Annotated in this window: 14 protein-coding genes; 7 read left to right on the top strand and 7 right to left on the bottom strand. The window is 63.2% G+C overall.

Going from position 1 to position 15,677, the window contains the following annotated elements; translation table 11 throughout:
• Positions 1–9 precede the first annotated feature (9 nt).
• A complete protein-coding gene (locus FJW04_RS03805; RefSeq protein WP_140712411.1) occupies positions 10–915 on the bottom strand; it encodes a LysR family transcriptional regulator in 906 nt (301 codons plus the stop codon).
• Between the two features lie 121 nt (positions 916–1,036).
• Between FJW04_RS03805 and FJW04_RS03800 the strand changes: the two genes are divergently transcribed.
• Positions 1,037–2,218, top strand: a complete 1,182-nt coding sequence (locus FJW04_RS03800) for an MFS transporter (RefSeq protein WP_140712409.1) — start codon at positions 1,037–1,039, stop codon at positions 2,216–2,218.
• Positions 2,219–2,274: 56 nt separating this feature from the next.
• A complete protein-coding gene (locus FJW04_RS03795) occupies positions 2,275–3,309 on the top strand; it encodes an aldo/keto reductase (RefSeq protein WP_140712407.1) in 1,035 nt (344 codons plus the stop codon).
• 64 nt (positions 3,310–3,373) lie between these two features.
• Here the strand turns inward: FJW04_RS03795 and FJW04_RS03790 are convergent, their stop codons facing one another.
• Positions 3,374–3,646 (bottom strand): aspartate-semialdehyde dehydrogenase, encoded by a 273-nt coding sequence (locus FJW04_RS03790; protein ID WP_140712405.1) that lies wholly within the window; start codon positions 3,644–3,646, stop codon positions 3,374–3,376.
• Positions 3,647–3,963: 317 nt separating this feature from the next.
• On the opposite strand from FJW04_RS03790, the gene acs reads away from it, so the two are divergent.
• Both acs and FJW04_RS03780 read left to right on the top strand, forming a co-directional pair.
• A complete protein-coding gene (acs, locus tag FJW04_RS03785) occupies positions 3,964–5,919 on the top strand; it encodes an acetate--CoA ligase (RefSeq protein ID WP_140712403.1) in 1,956 nt (651 codons plus the stop codon).
• Positions 5,919–6,665, top strand: coding sequence for an MOSC domain-containing protein (locus tag FJW04_RS03780; protein ID WP_140712401.1), 747 nt, complete (start codon positions 5,919–5,921; stop codon positions 6,663–6,665). Before acs ends, FJW04_RS03780 begins: the two co-directional genes overlap by 1 nt.
• A gap of 15 nt (positions 6,666–6,680) precedes the next feature.
• On the opposite strand, the gene FJW04_RS03775 is transcribed toward FJW04_RS03780, so the two are convergent.
• From FJW04_RS03775 to FJW04_RS03765, 3 genes are all read right to left on the bottom strand, one after another.
• On the bottom strand, positions 6,681–7,949 hold the full coding sequence (locus FJW04_RS03775; protein ID WP_140712399.1) for a cyclopropane-fatty-acyl-phospholipid synthase family protein: 1,269 nt from the start codon (positions 7,947–7,949) through the stop codon (positions 6,681–6,683).
• Positions 7,950–8,283: 334 nt separating this feature from the next.
• Entirely contained in the window at positions 8,284–9,762 is a 1,479-nt protein-coding gene (locus FJW04_RS03770; protein ID WP_140712397.1) for a TadE/TadG family type IV pilus assembly protein, read from the bottom strand.
• Positions 9,763–10,146: 384 nt separating this feature from the next.
• The gene (locus FJW04_RS03765) at positions 10,147–11,016 is read right to left on the bottom strand and encodes a transglutaminase family protein (RefSeq protein WP_015315150.1); all 870 of its coding nucleotides are present in this window, start codon (positions 11,014–11,016) and stop codon (positions 10,147–10,149) included.
• A gap of 170 nt (positions 11,017–11,186) precedes the next feature.
• On the opposite strand from FJW04_RS03765, the gene FJW04_RS03760 reads away from it, so the two are divergent.
• Positions 11,187–11,852, top strand: coding sequence for an HAD-IA family hydrolase (locus FJW04_RS03760; RefSeq protein WP_140712395.1), 666 nt, complete (start codon positions 11,187–11,189; stop codon positions 11,850–11,852).
• 9 nt (positions 11,853–11,861) lie between these two features.
• Here the strand turns inward: FJW04_RS03760 and FJW04_RS03755 are convergent, their stop codons facing one another.
• Positions 11,862–12,083, bottom strand: a complete 222-nt coding sequence (locus tag FJW04_RS03755) for a DUF1674 domain-containing protein (protein ID WP_015315148.1) — start codon at positions 12,081–12,083, stop codon at positions 11,862–11,864.
• 105 nt (positions 12,084–12,188) lie between these two features.
• On the opposite strand from FJW04_RS03755, the gene htpX reads away from it, so the two are divergent.
• Both htpX and FJW04_RS03745 read left to right on the top strand, forming a co-directional pair.
• Positions 12,189–13,211, top strand: coding sequence for a zinc metalloprotease HtpX (gene htpX, locus FJW04_RS03750; protein WP_140712393.1), 1,023 nt, complete (start codon positions 12,189–12,191; stop codon positions 13,209–13,211).
• The gene (locus FJW04_RS03745; protein ID WP_181172863.1) at positions 13,208–14,596 is read left to right on the top strand and encodes an RsmB/NOP family class I SAM-dependent RNA methyltransferase; all 1,389 of its coding nucleotides are present in this window, start codon (positions 13,208–13,210) and stop codon (positions 14,594–14,596) included. Before htpX ends, FJW04_RS03745 begins: the two co-directional genes overlap by 4 nt.
• 96 nt (positions 14,597–14,692) lie before the next feature.
• On the opposite strand, the gene FJW04_RS03740 is transcribed toward FJW04_RS03745, so the two are convergent.
• The gene (locus tag FJW04_RS03740) at positions 14,693–15,625 is read right to left on the bottom strand and encodes a phytanoyl-CoA dioxygenase family protein (protein ID WP_140712505.1); all 933 of its coding nucleotides are present in this window, start codon (positions 15,623–15,625) and stop codon (positions 14,693–14,695) included.
• Positions 15,626–15,677: the final 52 nt, after the last annotated feature.

Below are 15,677 nucleotides of genomic sequence, written 5' to 3'. Positions count from 1 at the left end.
CGGCTTCGATTACAGCCGAACGGTCTCGGCAAGAAAGTCGAGAAAGGCCCGCACACGTGCCGGCAGGTGTTTGCCCTGGCCGACATAGACAGCATGCGTCGGCTCTTCGTCGCCGGGGTTGAAATCTTCCAGCAGCGGCACCAGCCTGCCGGCGGCGATGTCGGGCTCGACATGCCAGCGCGCCAGTCGGGCAATGCCGGCCCCGGCGACGGTCGTTTGGCGCATCGCCTCGCCATCGGTCAATGCCAGGTTTCCGACAACCGGGGTGATCACCGGCGCGCCTGCCGTATCGATAAAAGGCCAGCCGTCGATATGCCGCGCGAAACTGAAGGCGAGCATGTTGTGACGCCCGAGATCGGACAGCGTGCGCGGCGTGCCATGTGCTTCGAGATAGGAAGGTGCCGCGACCACCACCATTCGGCTTTGACCGAGCTTGCGCGCCACCAGCCTCGATTCGCGCAGCGGCCCGGCGCGGATCGCGACATCGGCCCGCTCTTCCAGCAGGTCGACCACGCTGTCGGTCAGCACAGCCTCGACGAAAATTTCGGGATAGCGCTCCAGAAAGCGCGGCAGCAGTTCCATTAGCCGGTGTTGGCCGAACGGCACGTAGCTGTTAACTCTCAGCCTGCCGCGCGGCGCGGCTCCTGCCGCCGCTTCACGCTCGGCCTTATCCATGTCGGCGAGCACGCGCACGCCGCTGTCGTAGAACGCCGTCCCTTCCGGCGTGAGCTGGAGCTTGCGCGTCGAGCGGCTGACAAGCCGCGCCCCAAGCCGGGTTTCGAGCCGTGCTATCAGCTTGCTCACCGCCGATGGCGTCATCCGCAGCCGCCGCGCCGCGGCCGAAAAACTACCCGCCTCGACGACGCGCACGAAGACTTCGATCTCGCCGGAACGGTTGATGTCGGGCCTGGCCATCTGTGAATCTATTTCACAAGAAGTATGCCTTGGGCAAGTCTGGTTCACAACATCGCGGATCATGATCTTCAGGGCCGGGGCGCGGACTGAGCGTCCTTCGCCGACAGATGGGACCATCGCCATGCCTCTTGCTCTTTATGCCCTCGCCGCCGGTGCTTTTGGCATCGGTGTTACCGAATTCGTCATCATGGGCCTGCTTATCGATGTCAGCAAAGACCTCGGCGTGTCGATCTCCGCCGCCGGCCAATTGATCTCTGCTTATGCGCTCGGTGTCGTCATCGGTGCACCCTTGTTGACCATTGCCACGGGCAACTGGCCGCGCAAAACCGTGCTGCTGGCGCTGATGGCGATCTTCACGATTGGCAACCTCGCTTGTGCGCTGGCGCCCGATTACTGGACGCTGATGGGTGCCCGCATCATCACCGCCTTCGCCCACGGCACCTTCTTTGGCGTCGGCTCGGTCGTCGCCACTGGTCTGGTCGCGCCCAACAGGAAGGCTTCGGCGATCGCGCTGATGTTCACCGGCCTGACCATCGCCAACATCTTAGGCGTGCCCTTCGGCACCTGGCTCGGCCAAGCCTTTAGCTGGCGTGCGACCTTCTGGGCGGTGACCGCCGTCGGCCTGGCGGCCTTCGCCGTCATCCTCGCCCTGGTGCCGCGCGGCCAGGCAGCGCCCGAGAAGAGCGATCTGCGCGCCGATCTCGCCGTTCTGCGCCGCACGCCCGTCCTGCTCGGCCTCGCCACCACGGTGCTCGGCTATGCCGGCGTCTTCGCCGTCTTCACCTACATCGCCCCGTTGCTCACCGAGATCAGCGGCTTCAGCGAAGCCGCTGTATCGCCGATCCTGCTCGTCTTTGGCGGCGGCCTCATCGCCGGCAATCTCGCCGGCGGCAAGATCGCCGATCGCTGGCTGGTGCCGGCGGTGCTCGGCAGCCTCGTGGTGCTGGCGCTGGTGCTTGCCACGATGAGCTTCGCCATCCACAGCCAGGTCATGGCCGTGATCTATGTCGGCCTGCTCGGCGCCGCCGCCTTCGCCACAGTGGCGCCGCTGCAGATGTGGGTGCTGGAAAAGGCGCAAGGCGCCGGCCAGAGCCTGGCCTCATCGTTCAACATCGCCGCCTTCAATCTCGGCAATGCGGCCGGCGCCTGGCTTGGCGGCGCGGTCATCGCCCATGGCCTTGGACTGGGTTCGCTCACCTGGGTCGCCGCCCTGCTGCCGCTCGCGGCGCTCGCCGTGGCCGGACTGGCGCTCCGCCTTGATGGTGGCACCACATCAGGTGCGCCTGTCTCCGTCCGGTCGTGACGCCAGCCGACACCCGAATCCTCTCGACCTCTTCACAAAACACCAGGAGCAAGAAAATGGACTATCGACGTCTCGGCGCATCGGGCCTGAAGGTCCCGGCGCTTTCATTCGGCGCGGGCACCTTCGGCGGCTCCGGCCCGCTGTTCGGCGCCTGGGGCAACAGCGACGCGCAGGAAGCGCGGCGGCTGATCGACATCTGTCTCGAGGCCGGCGTCAACCTGTTCGACACGGCGGACGTCTATTCGAACGGCGCCTCGGAGGAGGTGCTCGGCGAAGCGATCAAGGGCCGTCGCGACGCGGTGCTGATCTCGACCAAGACGGCGCTGCCGATGGGCGACGGGCCGGGCGACTACGGCTCCTCGCGCTCGCGGCTGATCAAGTCGGTCGACGCCGCGCTGAAGCGCCTCGGCACCGATTATATCGACCTGCTGCAACTGCACGCCTTCGATGCCGGCACGCCGATCGATGAGGTGCTGTCGACGCTGGATGACCTCGTTCGCTCGGGCAAGCTGCGCTATGTCGGCGCCTCCAACTTCTCCGGCTGGCAAGTGATGAAGTCGCTCGGCTTGGCGGAGAAGCACGGCTATCCCCGCTACGCCGCGCATCAGGTCTACTATTCGCTGCTCGGCCGCGATTACGAATGGGAACTGATGCCGCTTGGCCTCGACCAGGGCGTCGGCGCGCTGGTCTGGAGCCCGCTCGGCTGGGGCCGCCTGACCGGCAAGATCCGCCGTGGCCAGCCTCTGCCGGAAAAGAGCAGGCTGCACGAGACGGCTGATTTCGGGCCGCCGGTCGGGGACGAGCATCTCTATCGGGTCATGGATGAGCTCGACGCGGTGGCGCAGGAAACCGGCAAGACCGTGCCGCAGATCGCCATCAACTGGCTGCTGCGGCGTCCGACCGTTTCCTCCGTCATCATCGGCGCCCGCAATGAAGAGCAGCTGCGGCAGAACCTTGGCGCCGTCGGCTGGGCGCTGACGCCGGAGCAGGTGAAGAAGCTCGACGCCGCAAGCGAAGTCACCGCGCCTTACCCGTACTTCCCCTATCGCCGTCAGGAAGGCTTCGCCCGGCTGAACCCGCCGGCGGTTTGAGCCGCGCTGGCGTTGAAGCTGCCAATCTCCCCCGCAAAAGGGGGGAGATCAGCTGTATCACCGCTCAATGCAGCACGAACTCCCCATCCACCTTGCGCCATTCATTCGGCGCGATCAGCTTCTGGTGCGTGTAGAGCACCGAATGCAGCGGCCCGTCGAGCTTGGCTTTCCAGAATTCGATGAACCGGATCAGCACCGGAAACTTCGGAGCGATGTCGTAGTCCTGCCAGACGAAGCTCTGCAGGAGATGCGGGTGGTCGGGGAAATGATAAAGAATCTTGGCCGTGGTCAGGCCGTAGCCTTTGAGCATCAGGTCCATTTCAAGATGGTCGTGCATTATGGTCCCCTTGGGCGGTCCCCTGGTTGATTCTCCTTTCCTCCCAGCTGCCAATTGTGCGCGCCGTTACTTAACTGTCTATTGATTTTTGTTGATCTCAAAGGGAAGTTTTCGCGTAAAAACATGCGGTTAGCAGCGAACCACGTCGAGTGCTGACAGTTCCGGAAAGCGCCCCTGCGGCATCCCGCCGCGCGAATCCAACGTCTAATGTTGCCGTCGCGACGGAACTGGTAATAATGCCGCCGAATTCGCGGCTGCGTCGCCGCGATCCCGCGGGCGTTTCAAGCCGGCGGACTGTTCGGGAGGAAAGCCAAGAAATGTCCGAGGTTCATGTCCATCGCGTCCAGCCGGCGTGGAAGAAGAACGCCCTGATCGACAATGACACCTACCTCAAATGGTATGCCGACAGCGTGAAGAACCCGGACAAGTTCTGGGGCAAGCACGGCAAGCGCATCGACTGGTTCAAGCCCTTCTCCAAGGTCAAGAACACCTCCTTCGACGGCAAGGTCTCGATCAAGTGGTTCGAGGATGGCCAGACCAATGTCTCGTACAATTGCATCGACCGCCACCTGAAGAAGCGCGGCGACCAGACCGCCATCATCTGGGAAGGCGACAACCCCTACGACGACAAGAAAATCACCTACAACGAACTCTACGGGCACGTCTGCCGGCTCGCCAATGTGATGAAGAAGCACGGCGTCAAGAAAGGCGACCGCGTCACCATCTACATGCCGATGATCCCGGAGGCGGCCTACGCGATGCTGGCCTGCACGCGTATCGGCGCTATCCATTCGGTCGTCTTCGGCGGCTTTTCGCCGGACGCCTTGGCCGGCCGCATCGTCGATTGCGAATCGACCTTCGTCATCACCGCCGATGAGGGTCTGCGCGGCGGCAAGCCCATTCAGCTCAAGGAAAACACCGACAAGGCGATCGACATCGCCGCCAAGCACCATGTCAAGGTCAAGACCGTTGTGGTCGTGCGCCGCACCGGCGGCAAGATCGGCTGGGCGCCGGGACGCGATGTCTGGTATCACGACGAAGTCGCGACGGTTAAGTCTGATTGCAAGCCGGAGAAGATGAAGGCGGAGGATCCGCTGTTCATCCTCTACACGTCGGGCTCGACCGGCAAGCCGAAAGGCGTGCTGCATACCACCGCCGGCTACCTCGTCTATGTGTCGATGACGCACCAATATGTCTTCGACTATCATGACGGCGACATCTATTGGTGCACCGCAGATGTCGGCTGGGTGACCGGCCACAGCTACATCGTCTACGGGCCGCTCGCCAACGGCGCCACCACGCTGATGTTCGAGGGCGTGCCGAACTACCCCTCTCAGTCGCGCTTCTGGGAAGTCATTGACAAGCACAAGGTCAACATCTTCTACACCGCGCCGACGGCGCTGCGCGCGCTAATGGGTGCCGGCGACGCGCATGTGAAGAAGACCTCTCGCAAGTCGCTGCGCGTGCTGGGCTCGGTCGGCGAGCCGATCAACCCGGAAGCATGGGAGTGGTATTTCAACGTCGTCGGCGACGGCAGGGTCCCGATCGTCGATACATGGTGGCAGACCGAGACCGGCGGCATCCTGATCACGCCGCTGCCGGGCGCCACCGACCTCAAGGCGGGTTCGGCGACACGGCCCTTCTTCGGCATCAAGCCGCAGCTGGTCGATAGCGAGGGCAAGGTGGTGGACGGTGCGGCCGACGGCAACCTCTGCATCACCGATTCCTGGCCCGGCCAGATGCGCACCGTCTATGGCGATCACGACCGTTTCGTGCAGACCTATTTCTCCGCCTACAAAGGAAAATACTTCACCGGTGACGGCTGCCGCCGCGACGCCGATGGCTACTACTGGATCACCGGCCGCGTCGACGACGTCATCAACGTCTCCGGCCACCGCATGGGCACGGCCGAGGTCGAATCGGCCCTGGTCAGCCATGACAAGGTTTCCGAGGCCGCCGTCGTCGGCTATCCCCATGATATCAAGGGCCAAGGCATCTATTGCTACGTCACCCTGATGGCCGGCGGGCAGCCGAGCGAGGATCTGCGCAAGGAGCTTGTCGCCCATGTCCGCAAGGAGATTGGCGCCATCGCCACGCCGGACAAGATCCAGTTCGCGCCCGGCCTGCCCAAGACGCGTTCGGGCAAGATCATGCGGCGCATCCTGCGCAAGATCGCCGAGGATGATTTTTCCGCGCTCGGCGACACCTCGACGCTTGCCGATCCGGCCGTGGTCGACGACCTCGTTGCCAACAGGCAGAACAAGAAGGGCTGATGCGGGAAGACGCGGTATTGGGCACCGTCACTCAGTTGTGGCGCTATCCGGCAAGTTCGCTCGCCGGCGAGCGCCGGGACACCATCCTGGTTGGACCGGCTGGGATCGAGGGCGACCGCCTGTTCGGCCTTGTCGATGCTTCGGACAATGAGATCGCCCGGCCCGATCGTGACGCCAAGTGGAACAAGGTGCCGCGCATCCGCACCCGGCTGAGCCGCGACAGCGAACTGGAAATCGCCGTCCCCGATGGCGACTGGCTCGCCGCCCCCGGCGCCGAATGCGACCGCGTCGTGTCGGCCTATCTCGGCTTCCGCGCCTCGATCCGGCCGTTCCGCGGGGAGAACGCGGCCGGCTATGCCGGGCCGCTGACCGCGGAGCGCTACCGCAAGGCACCGATCCATCTCCTGACCACCGCCTCGCTGGCACGGCTGGAGGCGCTCCATCCGGAGGGGGTCGCCGATCCGCGCCGCTTCCGTCCCAACATCGTCGTCGACATGGCCTCGGTCGACGGCTCGTTTCCTGAAACCGAATGGATCGGCAAGAAGCTCGCCATCGGCGACCTCGTCCTGACCATCTCCGAGCCGTGCCGCCGCTGCGGCTTCACCATCATCTCCCAGGACGGTTTCGACGATGATCCGGGCATCCTGCGCAATCTGGTCCGCCACAACGCCCACAATCTCGGCGTCTACTGCACCGTCGACCGGCCGGGTCGTGTCGAGACCGGCGCGCCGATGCGGTTCGTCTGACCTTCCGGCCCAAGCCTATCGATAAAGATCCGCCCGCGTCGGTGGCAGGCCGCTCGGGCCTCGCGCGCGTTTGGTGGCGACAGTCTGGAATATCTGCGCCGAGGCGCGTTCGAAGGTGATGGAGCACCCGCTCAGGTAAAGCAGCCACAGCCGCGCCTTGGCTTCGCCGACCTCGGCGATCGCCTCGTCGAACCGCGCCTGCAGACGCTCGGCCCAAAGCCTGCAGGTGCGGGCATAGTGCTCGCGCAAATTCTCGACGTCATAGACGAGGAAGCCGTGTGCTTCGAGATTGCCTGATGTCATGCCGATCGTGTCGAGTTCGCCACCCGGGAAGATGTATTTGATCAGCGCCTTGTATTCCGGCCCCTTGCGCAGGGTCTTCTTGATGTCGCCCTTGCTGCGCCTTGTGATGGCGTGATGCAGATAGATGCCGCCCGGTTTCAGCAGCCGGTGGACAGCGGAGAAATAAGCGGCATGGTTTGCCAGGCCCAGATGCTCGAACATGCCGATGGACGATATCTTGTCGAAGGTGCCGGTGAGCTCCGCATAGGACTTTATCTCGATGGTGATCTTGTCCTCCAGACCCTCGGCGCGAATGCGCTCGCGCGCTAGTGAGGTCTGGGCTTGCGACAGCGAGACGCCGTGTCCGACGACACCATAGTTTTTCGCGGCGTGGATCAGCATCGCGCCCCAGCCGCAGCCGATGTCGAGCAATCTTTCGCCGGGCTTCAGCCGAAGCTTGCGGCAGATATGGTCGAGCTTGTCGACCTGCGCTTCGTCGATGCCGTTTGCGAAATCCTGGAAATACCCGCAGCTATAGACCATGCGCTCGTCGAGAAAGAGCCCGTAAAAGGCGTTCGAGATATCATAGTGATGCTGGATCGCCTCCTTGCTGGAGCCGCTGACGAACGGGTTGCGCCCGGCGAGATCAACTCGCGACGCCATCTGCTTTCTCGAAAACAGCACCGCCGGCAAGTCACGCAGAAGCGCCCGTTTCGGCAATGCCTTCAGCTTCGACCGCAGCTTGCCCGTCGAAGGCAGGGCATAGAAATCGAACAGCGATCCGTCCTCGATGTCGACTGCCTTGGAAATCCACATCTCGATAAGAGTCGACAGGGACGGTCGGCGAACGATCTGCCAGACAATATCGTGGTCGTTGATGATCAGCACGGGGCCGGTGGCGGGGCCGATCCGCTCGCCGGTCCACAGCCTGACCGCGAAGCCGGGCTTGATCGCCTCGACTACCGTTCGAACGATGCGCGCAGCTCTTTCGGTGGCGTCCATGCCCTTCCCCGCAGTCGATGACGCGATGTTGTCTTTTTGGGCCGCGGATCGCAAGCACGTCACGCTTTTTCCACCCGGCATCTTGTCATTTGCTGCAACGCACCCCATCATGAGTGTGTGTTCAACAAATCGAAAGGAGGTGATCCGATGTCGAGTGATTTCGTTTTCCAGAACGTGGGCTCAGCGGATTGCACTTTCGGGAAGCAGTCTTCCCGTTAAGGCGCGAGATGCGCGGTCGGTGACGTAAGCGTCACCACCATTGAGCCGCGCCATGGACGGAAACACGGAAGGCCGCCGGCTTCGAAAGAAGCGGCGGCCTTTTCCTTTTTACGGTCTATTGGGTCAGTACGACCTTTTCGGTGTTGCGGATGATTTCCTGAAAGGCATTATCCAATTCCAGCCCGGTGGACACCTCGAAATAATGTCTCTCGGCGGCGGAGGCGTCTTTCGAAGAACAATCCTTTAGCACCGCCTTTGCCTGATCCCTCTCGGTTGCCGACATATCCTTTTCGTTGAGGTCGAAGCCGATGGTGAAAATCTCGATGTCGTCATTTTTCATATTGTCGCACAGCGTTTCAGCATTGCCGCGCGCAAGATTGCCCTGGCTGTTGTATCTCCCAGCAACACCCGCGAAGGCGGTATTGAACTGGCCATCGGTCATCAGGATCGCAACCTTGGCGACCTTCTTCGCATCGGCGTTCGAAGCGCCGTTGCCGAGACCGGCATTCTCGATCGCAGCGCGCCATTGCGGCGACAGCATGTAATAGGTCCACTGAATGGCGATCGCGCCGGCCGTATAACCATCGGCCTGGAAGTCGTCGATCGAATCAAGCAATGCCTCCGAATCCGCGGTCAGCGGGATCACTTGCGCGTCAGGACACTTGTTCATTCCCTGGTCGCTGAGATGATCGTCCCGATTCACCAGGGCATAATATTTCTTGCCGTTCCTGTCTGTGCGAACCGTGTCAGGGCCATCGGCGCTCAAGTCGGCATCGCCGTTCTTATTCTTGCGCTCTGTGGCGCAATTATCCGGGTGTGGCATGGCCGCCCCAACTATGGAGACGTAGTCGCTGAAGGTCGGCAGCAGATTTTTGCCCGTCTTGGCAACGAGAAGCGAACTGCCGGCGACGGGTGGTAGTTCGGAACTCCCTTGCTTCTCGGCATAGACGTTTTCGGCCAGTTTTCCGGCGTTCACGCCAGATGCGTAGGGCACAATCGCGACACGGACGCGGGGGTTCTTCGGGTCTTGGTTCTCGAGCATCGTCTTGACGGCGTTCGTCGCAGCGACTTTCAGATCGCCGATCTTGTTGACGTTGCCCCGCTTGGCCATCGATCCCGTTATGTCGAGCATCATGGCCACCTCTATCTGCTTGTCGGAATAGAGCGCTTTGGTGGAAGCGCCGACGCGCTGCATGTCACCGGTGCTGAACAACGGGAAATAGAGGCCGACATCGACGTGGGCATCCGCCTGGACCGTGTTGGCGGTCCTGTCGACGATCAGCTTGTCGAGCACGATCTGGCCAGCGTGCAGAATGCCCCCCGTGCCGTTGGCGTCGAGAAAGGCCTGCACGGATTTGTTTGCGTCGGCCTCCTTGATGGCGCCGGTGGTCAGGTCACGTGCCGTCGATGTCACTGCCGCGTCGATCACGCCCTGCAGGCTCGATCTGGCGTTGTAGAGCTGCGTGATATTGACCGAGAAGCCTGCGGCCAGCGCCAAGACCGAGGCAGCAAAGCCGAACAGGACCGCGAAATTTCCACTGCGGTCTCTGGCGAAGCCGCCGACCGCGTGAACAAGACCCCCGTAATTCCGCATCCAACAGCCTCCACTTGCCTCGGCCTCGTCGCCGCATCGGGGGCAATGCAGGATTCCAGCCGGAACGGGAGGCGACCCGATCCGCGATCGGGAATTCACCAGCAGAACATTGCTTTTATTGGATTTTCACGGGGTAAGAAGGTGAACGGTCGGTAAACGTCAGCGTGTATCCGCGCGCACCTTTACCGGACGCTTACCATGCCCATAGCGAAGTGCTGGTCCGGTGTCTGGCGACGTCTTGTTGCGGCACAGCATCTCTGTGCCGAAGCGGGCCAACTGTCCCAGGATTGCGAAGCATGTCGAGGCACAAACCCGGCCAGGTGTGTTGAGATTCATGTCAGGCCAAGCCATTTGCAGCCCGGCCTCACCTGAATATCAACGCAGTTAGGCCAGCATCCGCGCGCTGACCGTCCTGTCGATGCCGTGATAGGGTGGATTGAACAGCCTGCCTTCCTGTTCGTAGGTCCATACCTTGAACAAGCTCAGCCGGTGCGGGCCGAAACTGTGCAGCAAGGGAACGTCGGTGGCGTCGCGGCCGCGCGCAATGACGACGCGACCGGTCCTCGGCCGGTTGTGGCGCGGGTCGAACGTATACCACTTGCCGTCCAGGAAGGCTTCCATCCAGGCCGAGAAATCCATCGGCGCGGGATCCGCCGGCACGCCGATATCGCCGAGGTAGCCGTTCACGTAGCGCGCCGGAATGTTCATGCAGCGGCAGAGCGTGATCGCCAGATGGGCAAAGTCTCGGCACACCCCGACACGTTCCTCGTGCGCTTGCGCGGCGGTGCGGGTCGAACGGGCATAGCCGTAGCCGAAGGACAGGCGGTTATGGACATAGTCGACGATCGCCTGCACCCGCGCCCAGCCGGAAGGAAGATGGCCGAAGAGCTGCCAGGCAAGGTTACTCAGATGATCCGTCTCGCAATAGCGGCTGCCCAGGAGATAGAACAGCACCTCGTCAGGCAGCTCGGCGACGGGCATTTCCCGGGCCAGCGTATTGACCTCATCCGTCTCGCCGCTGTCCTCCACGACCGCGTCATAAAGGATGCGAAAGCCGCCGGCCGGCGCCGTGAAGCGGCGGCAGGCATTGCCGTGCAGGTCATGATAGAGTCTGGTCGGCACCGAAGGCGAGGTCAGGACACGCGTCTGCCGCTTGATGTCGGCCTGCCTGTCCTTGTGAATCTCGAGCAGCGAAATCACCGGAGTGGCCTCGGCGCATTCGATGGCAATCTCATAGCCGAGGCGTATCAGCATGGGCGTCGTCCCTTGGTTCGCGTGGTGGGAATTGTACGTTTGAAACGTTGCAAGGTGACGGTGGTTCCCTGGATCGCGCCCCAAATGCGCTCGCGCGCCTTTCCATGTCACCGCCTTGGCGTTACGGTTGCGTCCTCCCTCGACCCCTCCCCCGCACTTCAAGGAAAATCATGTTTGCTGGCAGAAAATTCGCCGCCTTCCTCTTCGATATGGACGGCACGCTCATCAATTCCATCGCCTCGGCGGAGCGGGTCTGGGGCGATTGGGCGCAGCGCCACGGCCTCGATGTCGCGGCCTTCCTGCCGACGATCCACGGCGTACGGGCGATCGAGACCATCACCGCCCTGGCGCTTCCGGGCGTCGACCCGAGACACGAAGCGGATCTGCTGCTGAAGGCCGAGGCCGACGATCTCGACGGCATCGTCCAGATCGCCGGCGCCGTGGCATTCCTCAAATCCCTGCCGCCGGAGCGCTGGGCGATCGTAACCTCGGCGCCACGCTCGTTGGCGCTTGCACGCATGAAGGTCGCCGGCATTCCCGTCCCCGCGGTCCTCGTCGCGGCGGAGGACGTTTCCCGCGGCAAGCCGGCGCCAGATTGCTTCCAGCTCGGCGCAAGACGCCTTGGCTTCGACGCGCGCGATTGCCTGGTGTTCGAGGACGCCCCGGCCGGCATCGCGGCGGCGGAGGCGGCGGGCGCTTCGGTCATGGTGATCAACGCCACGCACCAGCACCCCCTGGCAACACAGCACGCCGCGATATCAGGTTATGACGCAATCGGCATCACCGTCGACGAGCGAGGCTGGGTTGCGCTCGAGCCGCAGCGCAACGCTGCTTGAGATCAGTCGCTAGAAATCACTGGTCAGGCCTTTGACCTCCCAGTCACCATAGCGGCCGGGCTCCTTGCCGCCACGGCCGCCGATCTCCCGCGGAAGTGCTGCTTCCTTGCGGCGGTAGTCCTGCCGCCTTGCCTCGGCTTCCTGCAGCGCGCGGCGGGCGGCGGGCGTCAGCTCCCGTGGCGGCGTGCCATCGTCCGGGCCGGGCGGCGTTTTACTGGTTTCGTCGTTCATGCGATATTTCCAGTGGATTGAAACGGGAACGGGCGTTTCCCATCATATAGCGATGACCTCACGAGGATCGAGCCTTTTTCACCACCATCCGGACAGGAGCAGACGATGAATACCATTCGCACCGCCATGCTTCTCGCCGCCATGACGGCGCTGTTCATGGGCGTCGGCTTTTTGATCGGCGGTTCGGGCGGCATGATGATCGCGTTGGTCATTGCCGCCGGCACCAATTTGTTCAGCTACTGGAACGCCGACAAGATGGTGCTGTCGATGAATCGCGCCGTCGAGGTCGACGAGAAAAACGCGCCGGAATATTACGCCATCGTCCAGGCGCTGGCCAAGCAGGCCGGCCTGCCGATGCCCAGGACCTATCTGATCGACAATCCGCAACCGAATGCCTTTGCCACCGGACGCAATCCGCAGAACGCGGCGGTCGCCGCCTCCACCGGCCTGCTGCAGCGGCTGACCCATGAGGAGGTCGCCGCCGTGATGGCGCATGAGCTCGCCCATGTCCAGCACCGCGACACGCTGACCATGACCATCGTGGCCACCTTTGCCGGCGCCATCTCGATGCTCGGCAATTTCGCCTTTTTCCTCGGCGGCAGCCGCGAAAACAACAATCCATTCGGCTTTGTCGGCGTGCTGGCGGCGATGATCGTGGCGCCCTTCGCCGCCATGATCGTGCAGATGGCGGTCAGCCGTACTCGCGAGTACGAGGCCGACCGGCGCGGCGCCGAAATCTGTGGACACCCGCTGTGGCTGGCCTCCGCGCTTGACAAGATCGCCAGCGGGGCCGAACGCATTCCCAATCCCGATGCCGAGCGCAATCCGGCGATGGCGCATCTCTTCATCATCAACCCCCTGCATGGCGAGCGCATGGACAGTCTGTTCTCCACCCATCCGAGCACCGACAACCGCATTGCCGCGCTGCAGGCGATGGCACAGCGGATGGGCGAAGGCGCTCCGCCAGCCACGCAGCGCCAAGCGCCGATGTCAACGCAGGCTGACGAGCCGGAGATGACCGGACCGTGGGGCAAGCCAACCGCGCCAGAACCGGCGACCGGGCCGGCCAGCCCAAAATCCAATCCGTGGGGTCGCAATCCGACCGGGCCCAAGGGCCGGTGGTCGTGAGTGTCGCGGGCAGGGCACCTCGACGCACGGTTCCAGGCGATCAGGATCACAATGCCGGCGGCGAATTCGTTGCCGGCCTTGCCGCGCGCAAGGCGGCGGCACGGCTGCTGGCCGCCGTCATCGACGCCCGCACGCCGCTCGACGGCCTGACCGATCACGAGAACGGCCATCCGCAATACAAGGCGCTCGATCTGCGCGACCGTGGCCTGGTACGCGCCATACTGGTCACCGCGCTGCGCTACCGCATGACCATAGCGGGGCTCCTGGCGCGGCGCCTGGAAAAGCTGCTGCCGCCCAACGCGACCGCCTTGTCGCATATCCTGCATGTGGCGGCGGCGCAGATCCTGTTCCTCGATATTCCCGACAGCGCCGCCGTCGACCTCGCGGTGACCCACGCCAAGTCCGATCCTCGCACGCAGCGCTTTTCCGGCCTGGTCAACGGTGTGCTGCGCACGCTCGCGCGGGCCAAGGAATCCGAGCTTCCGGCCGCGCTTGCCGCCACCGACGAAGCGCCGAAATGGTTTTCCGACCGGCTGAAGGCCGCCTATGGCGCCGAGAAGGCCCGGCAGATCCTGGCTGCCCACCGCCACGAGGCGCCGGTTGATTTCTCGGTCAAGGCCGATCCCGAACTCTGGGCCGAAAAGCTTGGCGGCATTGTCCTGCCGACGGGCACGGTTCGGGTGGAGAAGCTTGCCGGCGCTGTCACCGAATTGCCGGGCTTCGCGGAGGGTGCATGGTGGGTCCAGGACGCGGCCGCCAGCTTGCCGGCAAGACTGTTCGGCGATGTCAGCGGATTGCGCGTCGCCGATCTCTGCGCCGCGCCCGGCGGCAAGACCGCGCAGCTCATTCTCGCCGGTGCCAAGGTCACCGCCGTCGACACTTCGAAGAACCGGCTGGCGCGGTTGACGCAGAACCTTGCCCGCCTCGGCCTCTCCGCCGAAATCGTCCAGGCCGATCTGCTCAAATACGAGCCGGCGGAGTTGTTCGACGCCGTGCTTCTCGACGCGCCATGTTCCTCGACCGGCACCGTTCGGCGACATCCCGACGTGCCGTGGACCAAGACGGCGGCGGACGTCGAAAAACTCGCCGACCTGCAACGCAGGCTGCTCGCCCGCGCCGTGATGCTGGTCAGGCCCGGCGGCCAGATCGTCTTTTCCAATTGTTCGCTCGATCCGCGGGAAGGCGAGGAACTCTATCGCGCCTTCCTGGTCGACAATCCGGGGGTGACCACCGATCCGATCCGGCCGAATGAATTTGCCTGTCTCGACCCGTTCCTCACATCCGATGGCACGCTGCGCACCACGCCCGCCGACATGGTGCTGGGCGCACCCGAGATTTCCGGTCTCGACGGCTTCTACGCGGCCCGCATGCGACGCGCAGGCTAAAGCAATCCCAGGAAAAGCGTGTAACGGTTTTCCGTCCGGAATTGCGTGAAGACAAAGAGTTAGAGCGGGCGGCGATTCCATCGAACGCTGAACGCTCTAAAGCATGTCATCAAGGCTCCAATGATTGCCCCAGCGGGCATCGATTTCGTCGTCGACATTCTGGTAGCGGATATCCGTCGACAGCCGGATCAGCCCATCGAGGCTCTGGTTGGTCGTCGAGGCATGGATCATGTAGGGCGAGTGAAGGACGATGTCGCCCGCTTCGAAATCCGCCATCAGCCAGCGCGTGTCGAACCGCTCCGCCATATCGGGCAGGTCCTTCGACACCCAGCCGCCCTCACTCATGTTGCGATTATAGGCACTGATGCGCTCCTGCGGACTGAGAGCGGAATTGTCCTTGTTGAACTGTCTCTCCAGGGCGGCGCCGACGGCGTGTGATCCCTCCAGGTAGACCAGGCCGCCCATGTCGATGGTCGTGTCGCCGATCGGTATCCAGGTCGTCACCACCCGGTCGGTGCCTCCGCGCAGATAGACGAGATCGTAATGCGCCGGCGTCGCGGTGGCCGTTCCAGGCAAGGTGAAGCGCATGATCTTGCGTTTGTGCAGATAGGATAGGCCGCCCACGAAAGCGTCCATCAAGCGCGACAGGCGCGGCTGCGCGCAAAAGCCTTCATAGCCGGTTGACCGGACCACCGACATCAGCCGGCGCTCGGCGAGCTGACGGTCGATGGCACGATCCGAAGCGATGCCGAGCGAGGGATCCGTCCCGGGTTCCAAAAGCCCGCTCTCGGCAAGATGGGAAAGCACCCAGCCACGAAAATCGATCACTTCCCTGCGGGGCAAAAGGCCCTTCAGCCAGACATAGCCTTGGGTCGCATAAAGATGCCGGATGGCTTCAATGCCGACGGACGGGTCGGTCGCGGAAAGGTATCCGAGCCTGTTCGGCATTGTCGACAGCAGCTTGCCGTCAGCTGTGAGGGCAACCGGCGGGGTGTCCGGAAATGCCTGCTCATCCGTTGATACCGACATTTCAATCACCTGGATCGGTTCGACCTTGGCCGGAGAATACCTTATCATTCGG

Source organism: Mesorhizobium sp. B2-7-3 (genome assembly GCF_006440715.1).
GTDB classification, from domain to species: Bacteria; Pseudomonadota; Alphaproteobacteria; order Rhizobiales; family Rhizobiaceae; genus Mesorhizobium; species Mesorhizobium australicum.
Note: the sequence above shows the minus strand (reverse complement) of the source record. Positions and strands in the feature narration are given on the sequence as shown.

Coding starts and splice junctions, on each gene's coding strand:
- FJW04_RS03805 (WP_140712411.1), bottom strand. CDS start 915: ATGGCCAGGCCCGACATCAACCGTTCCGGCGAGATCGAAGTCTTCGTG.
- FJW04_RS03800 (WP_140712409.1), top strand. CDS start 1,037: ATGCCTCTTGCTCTTTATGCCCTCGCCGCCGGTGCTTTTGGCATCGGT.
- FJW04_RS03795 (WP_140712407.1), top strand. CDS start 2,275: ATGGACTATCGACGTCTCGGCGCATCGGGCCTGAAGGTCCCGGCGCTT.
- FJW04_RS03790 (WP_140712405.1), bottom strand. CDS start 3,646: ATGCACGACCATCTTGAAATGGACCTGATGCTCAAAGGCTACGGCCTG.
- acs (WP_140712403.1), top strand. CDS start 3,964: ATGTCCGAGGTTCATGTCCATCGCGTCCAGCCGGCGTGGAAGAAGAAC.
- FJW04_RS03780 (WP_140712401.1), top strand. CDS start 5,919: ATGCGGGAAGACGCGGTATTGGGCACCGTCACTCAGTTGTGGCGCTAT.
- FJW04_RS03775 (WP_140712399.1), bottom strand. CDS start 7,949: ATGGACGCCACCGAAAGAGCTGCGCGCATCGTTCGAACGGTAGTCGAG.
- FJW04_RS03770 (WP_140712397.1), bottom strand. CDS start 9,762: ATGCGGAATTACGGGGGTCTTGTTCACGCGGTCGGCGGCTTCGCCAGA.
- FJW04_RS03765 (WP_015315150.1), bottom strand. CDS start 11,016: ATGCTGATACGCCTCGGCTATGAGATTGCCATCGAATGCGCCGAGGCC.
- FJW04_RS03760 (WP_140712395.1), top strand. CDS start 11,187: ATGTTTGCTGGCAGAAAATTCGCCGCCTTCCTCTTCGATATGGACGGC.
- FJW04_RS03755 (WP_015315148.1), bottom strand. CDS start 12,083: ATGAACGACGAAACCAGTAAAACGCCGCCCGGCCCGGACGATGGCACG.
- htpX (WP_140712393.1), top strand. CDS start 12,189: ATGAATACCATTCGCACCGCCATGCTTCTCGCCGCCATGACGGCGCTG.
- FJW04_RS03740 (WP_140712505.1), bottom strand. CDS start 15,625: ATGTCGGTATCAACGGATGAGCAGGCATTTCCGGACACCCCGCCGGTT.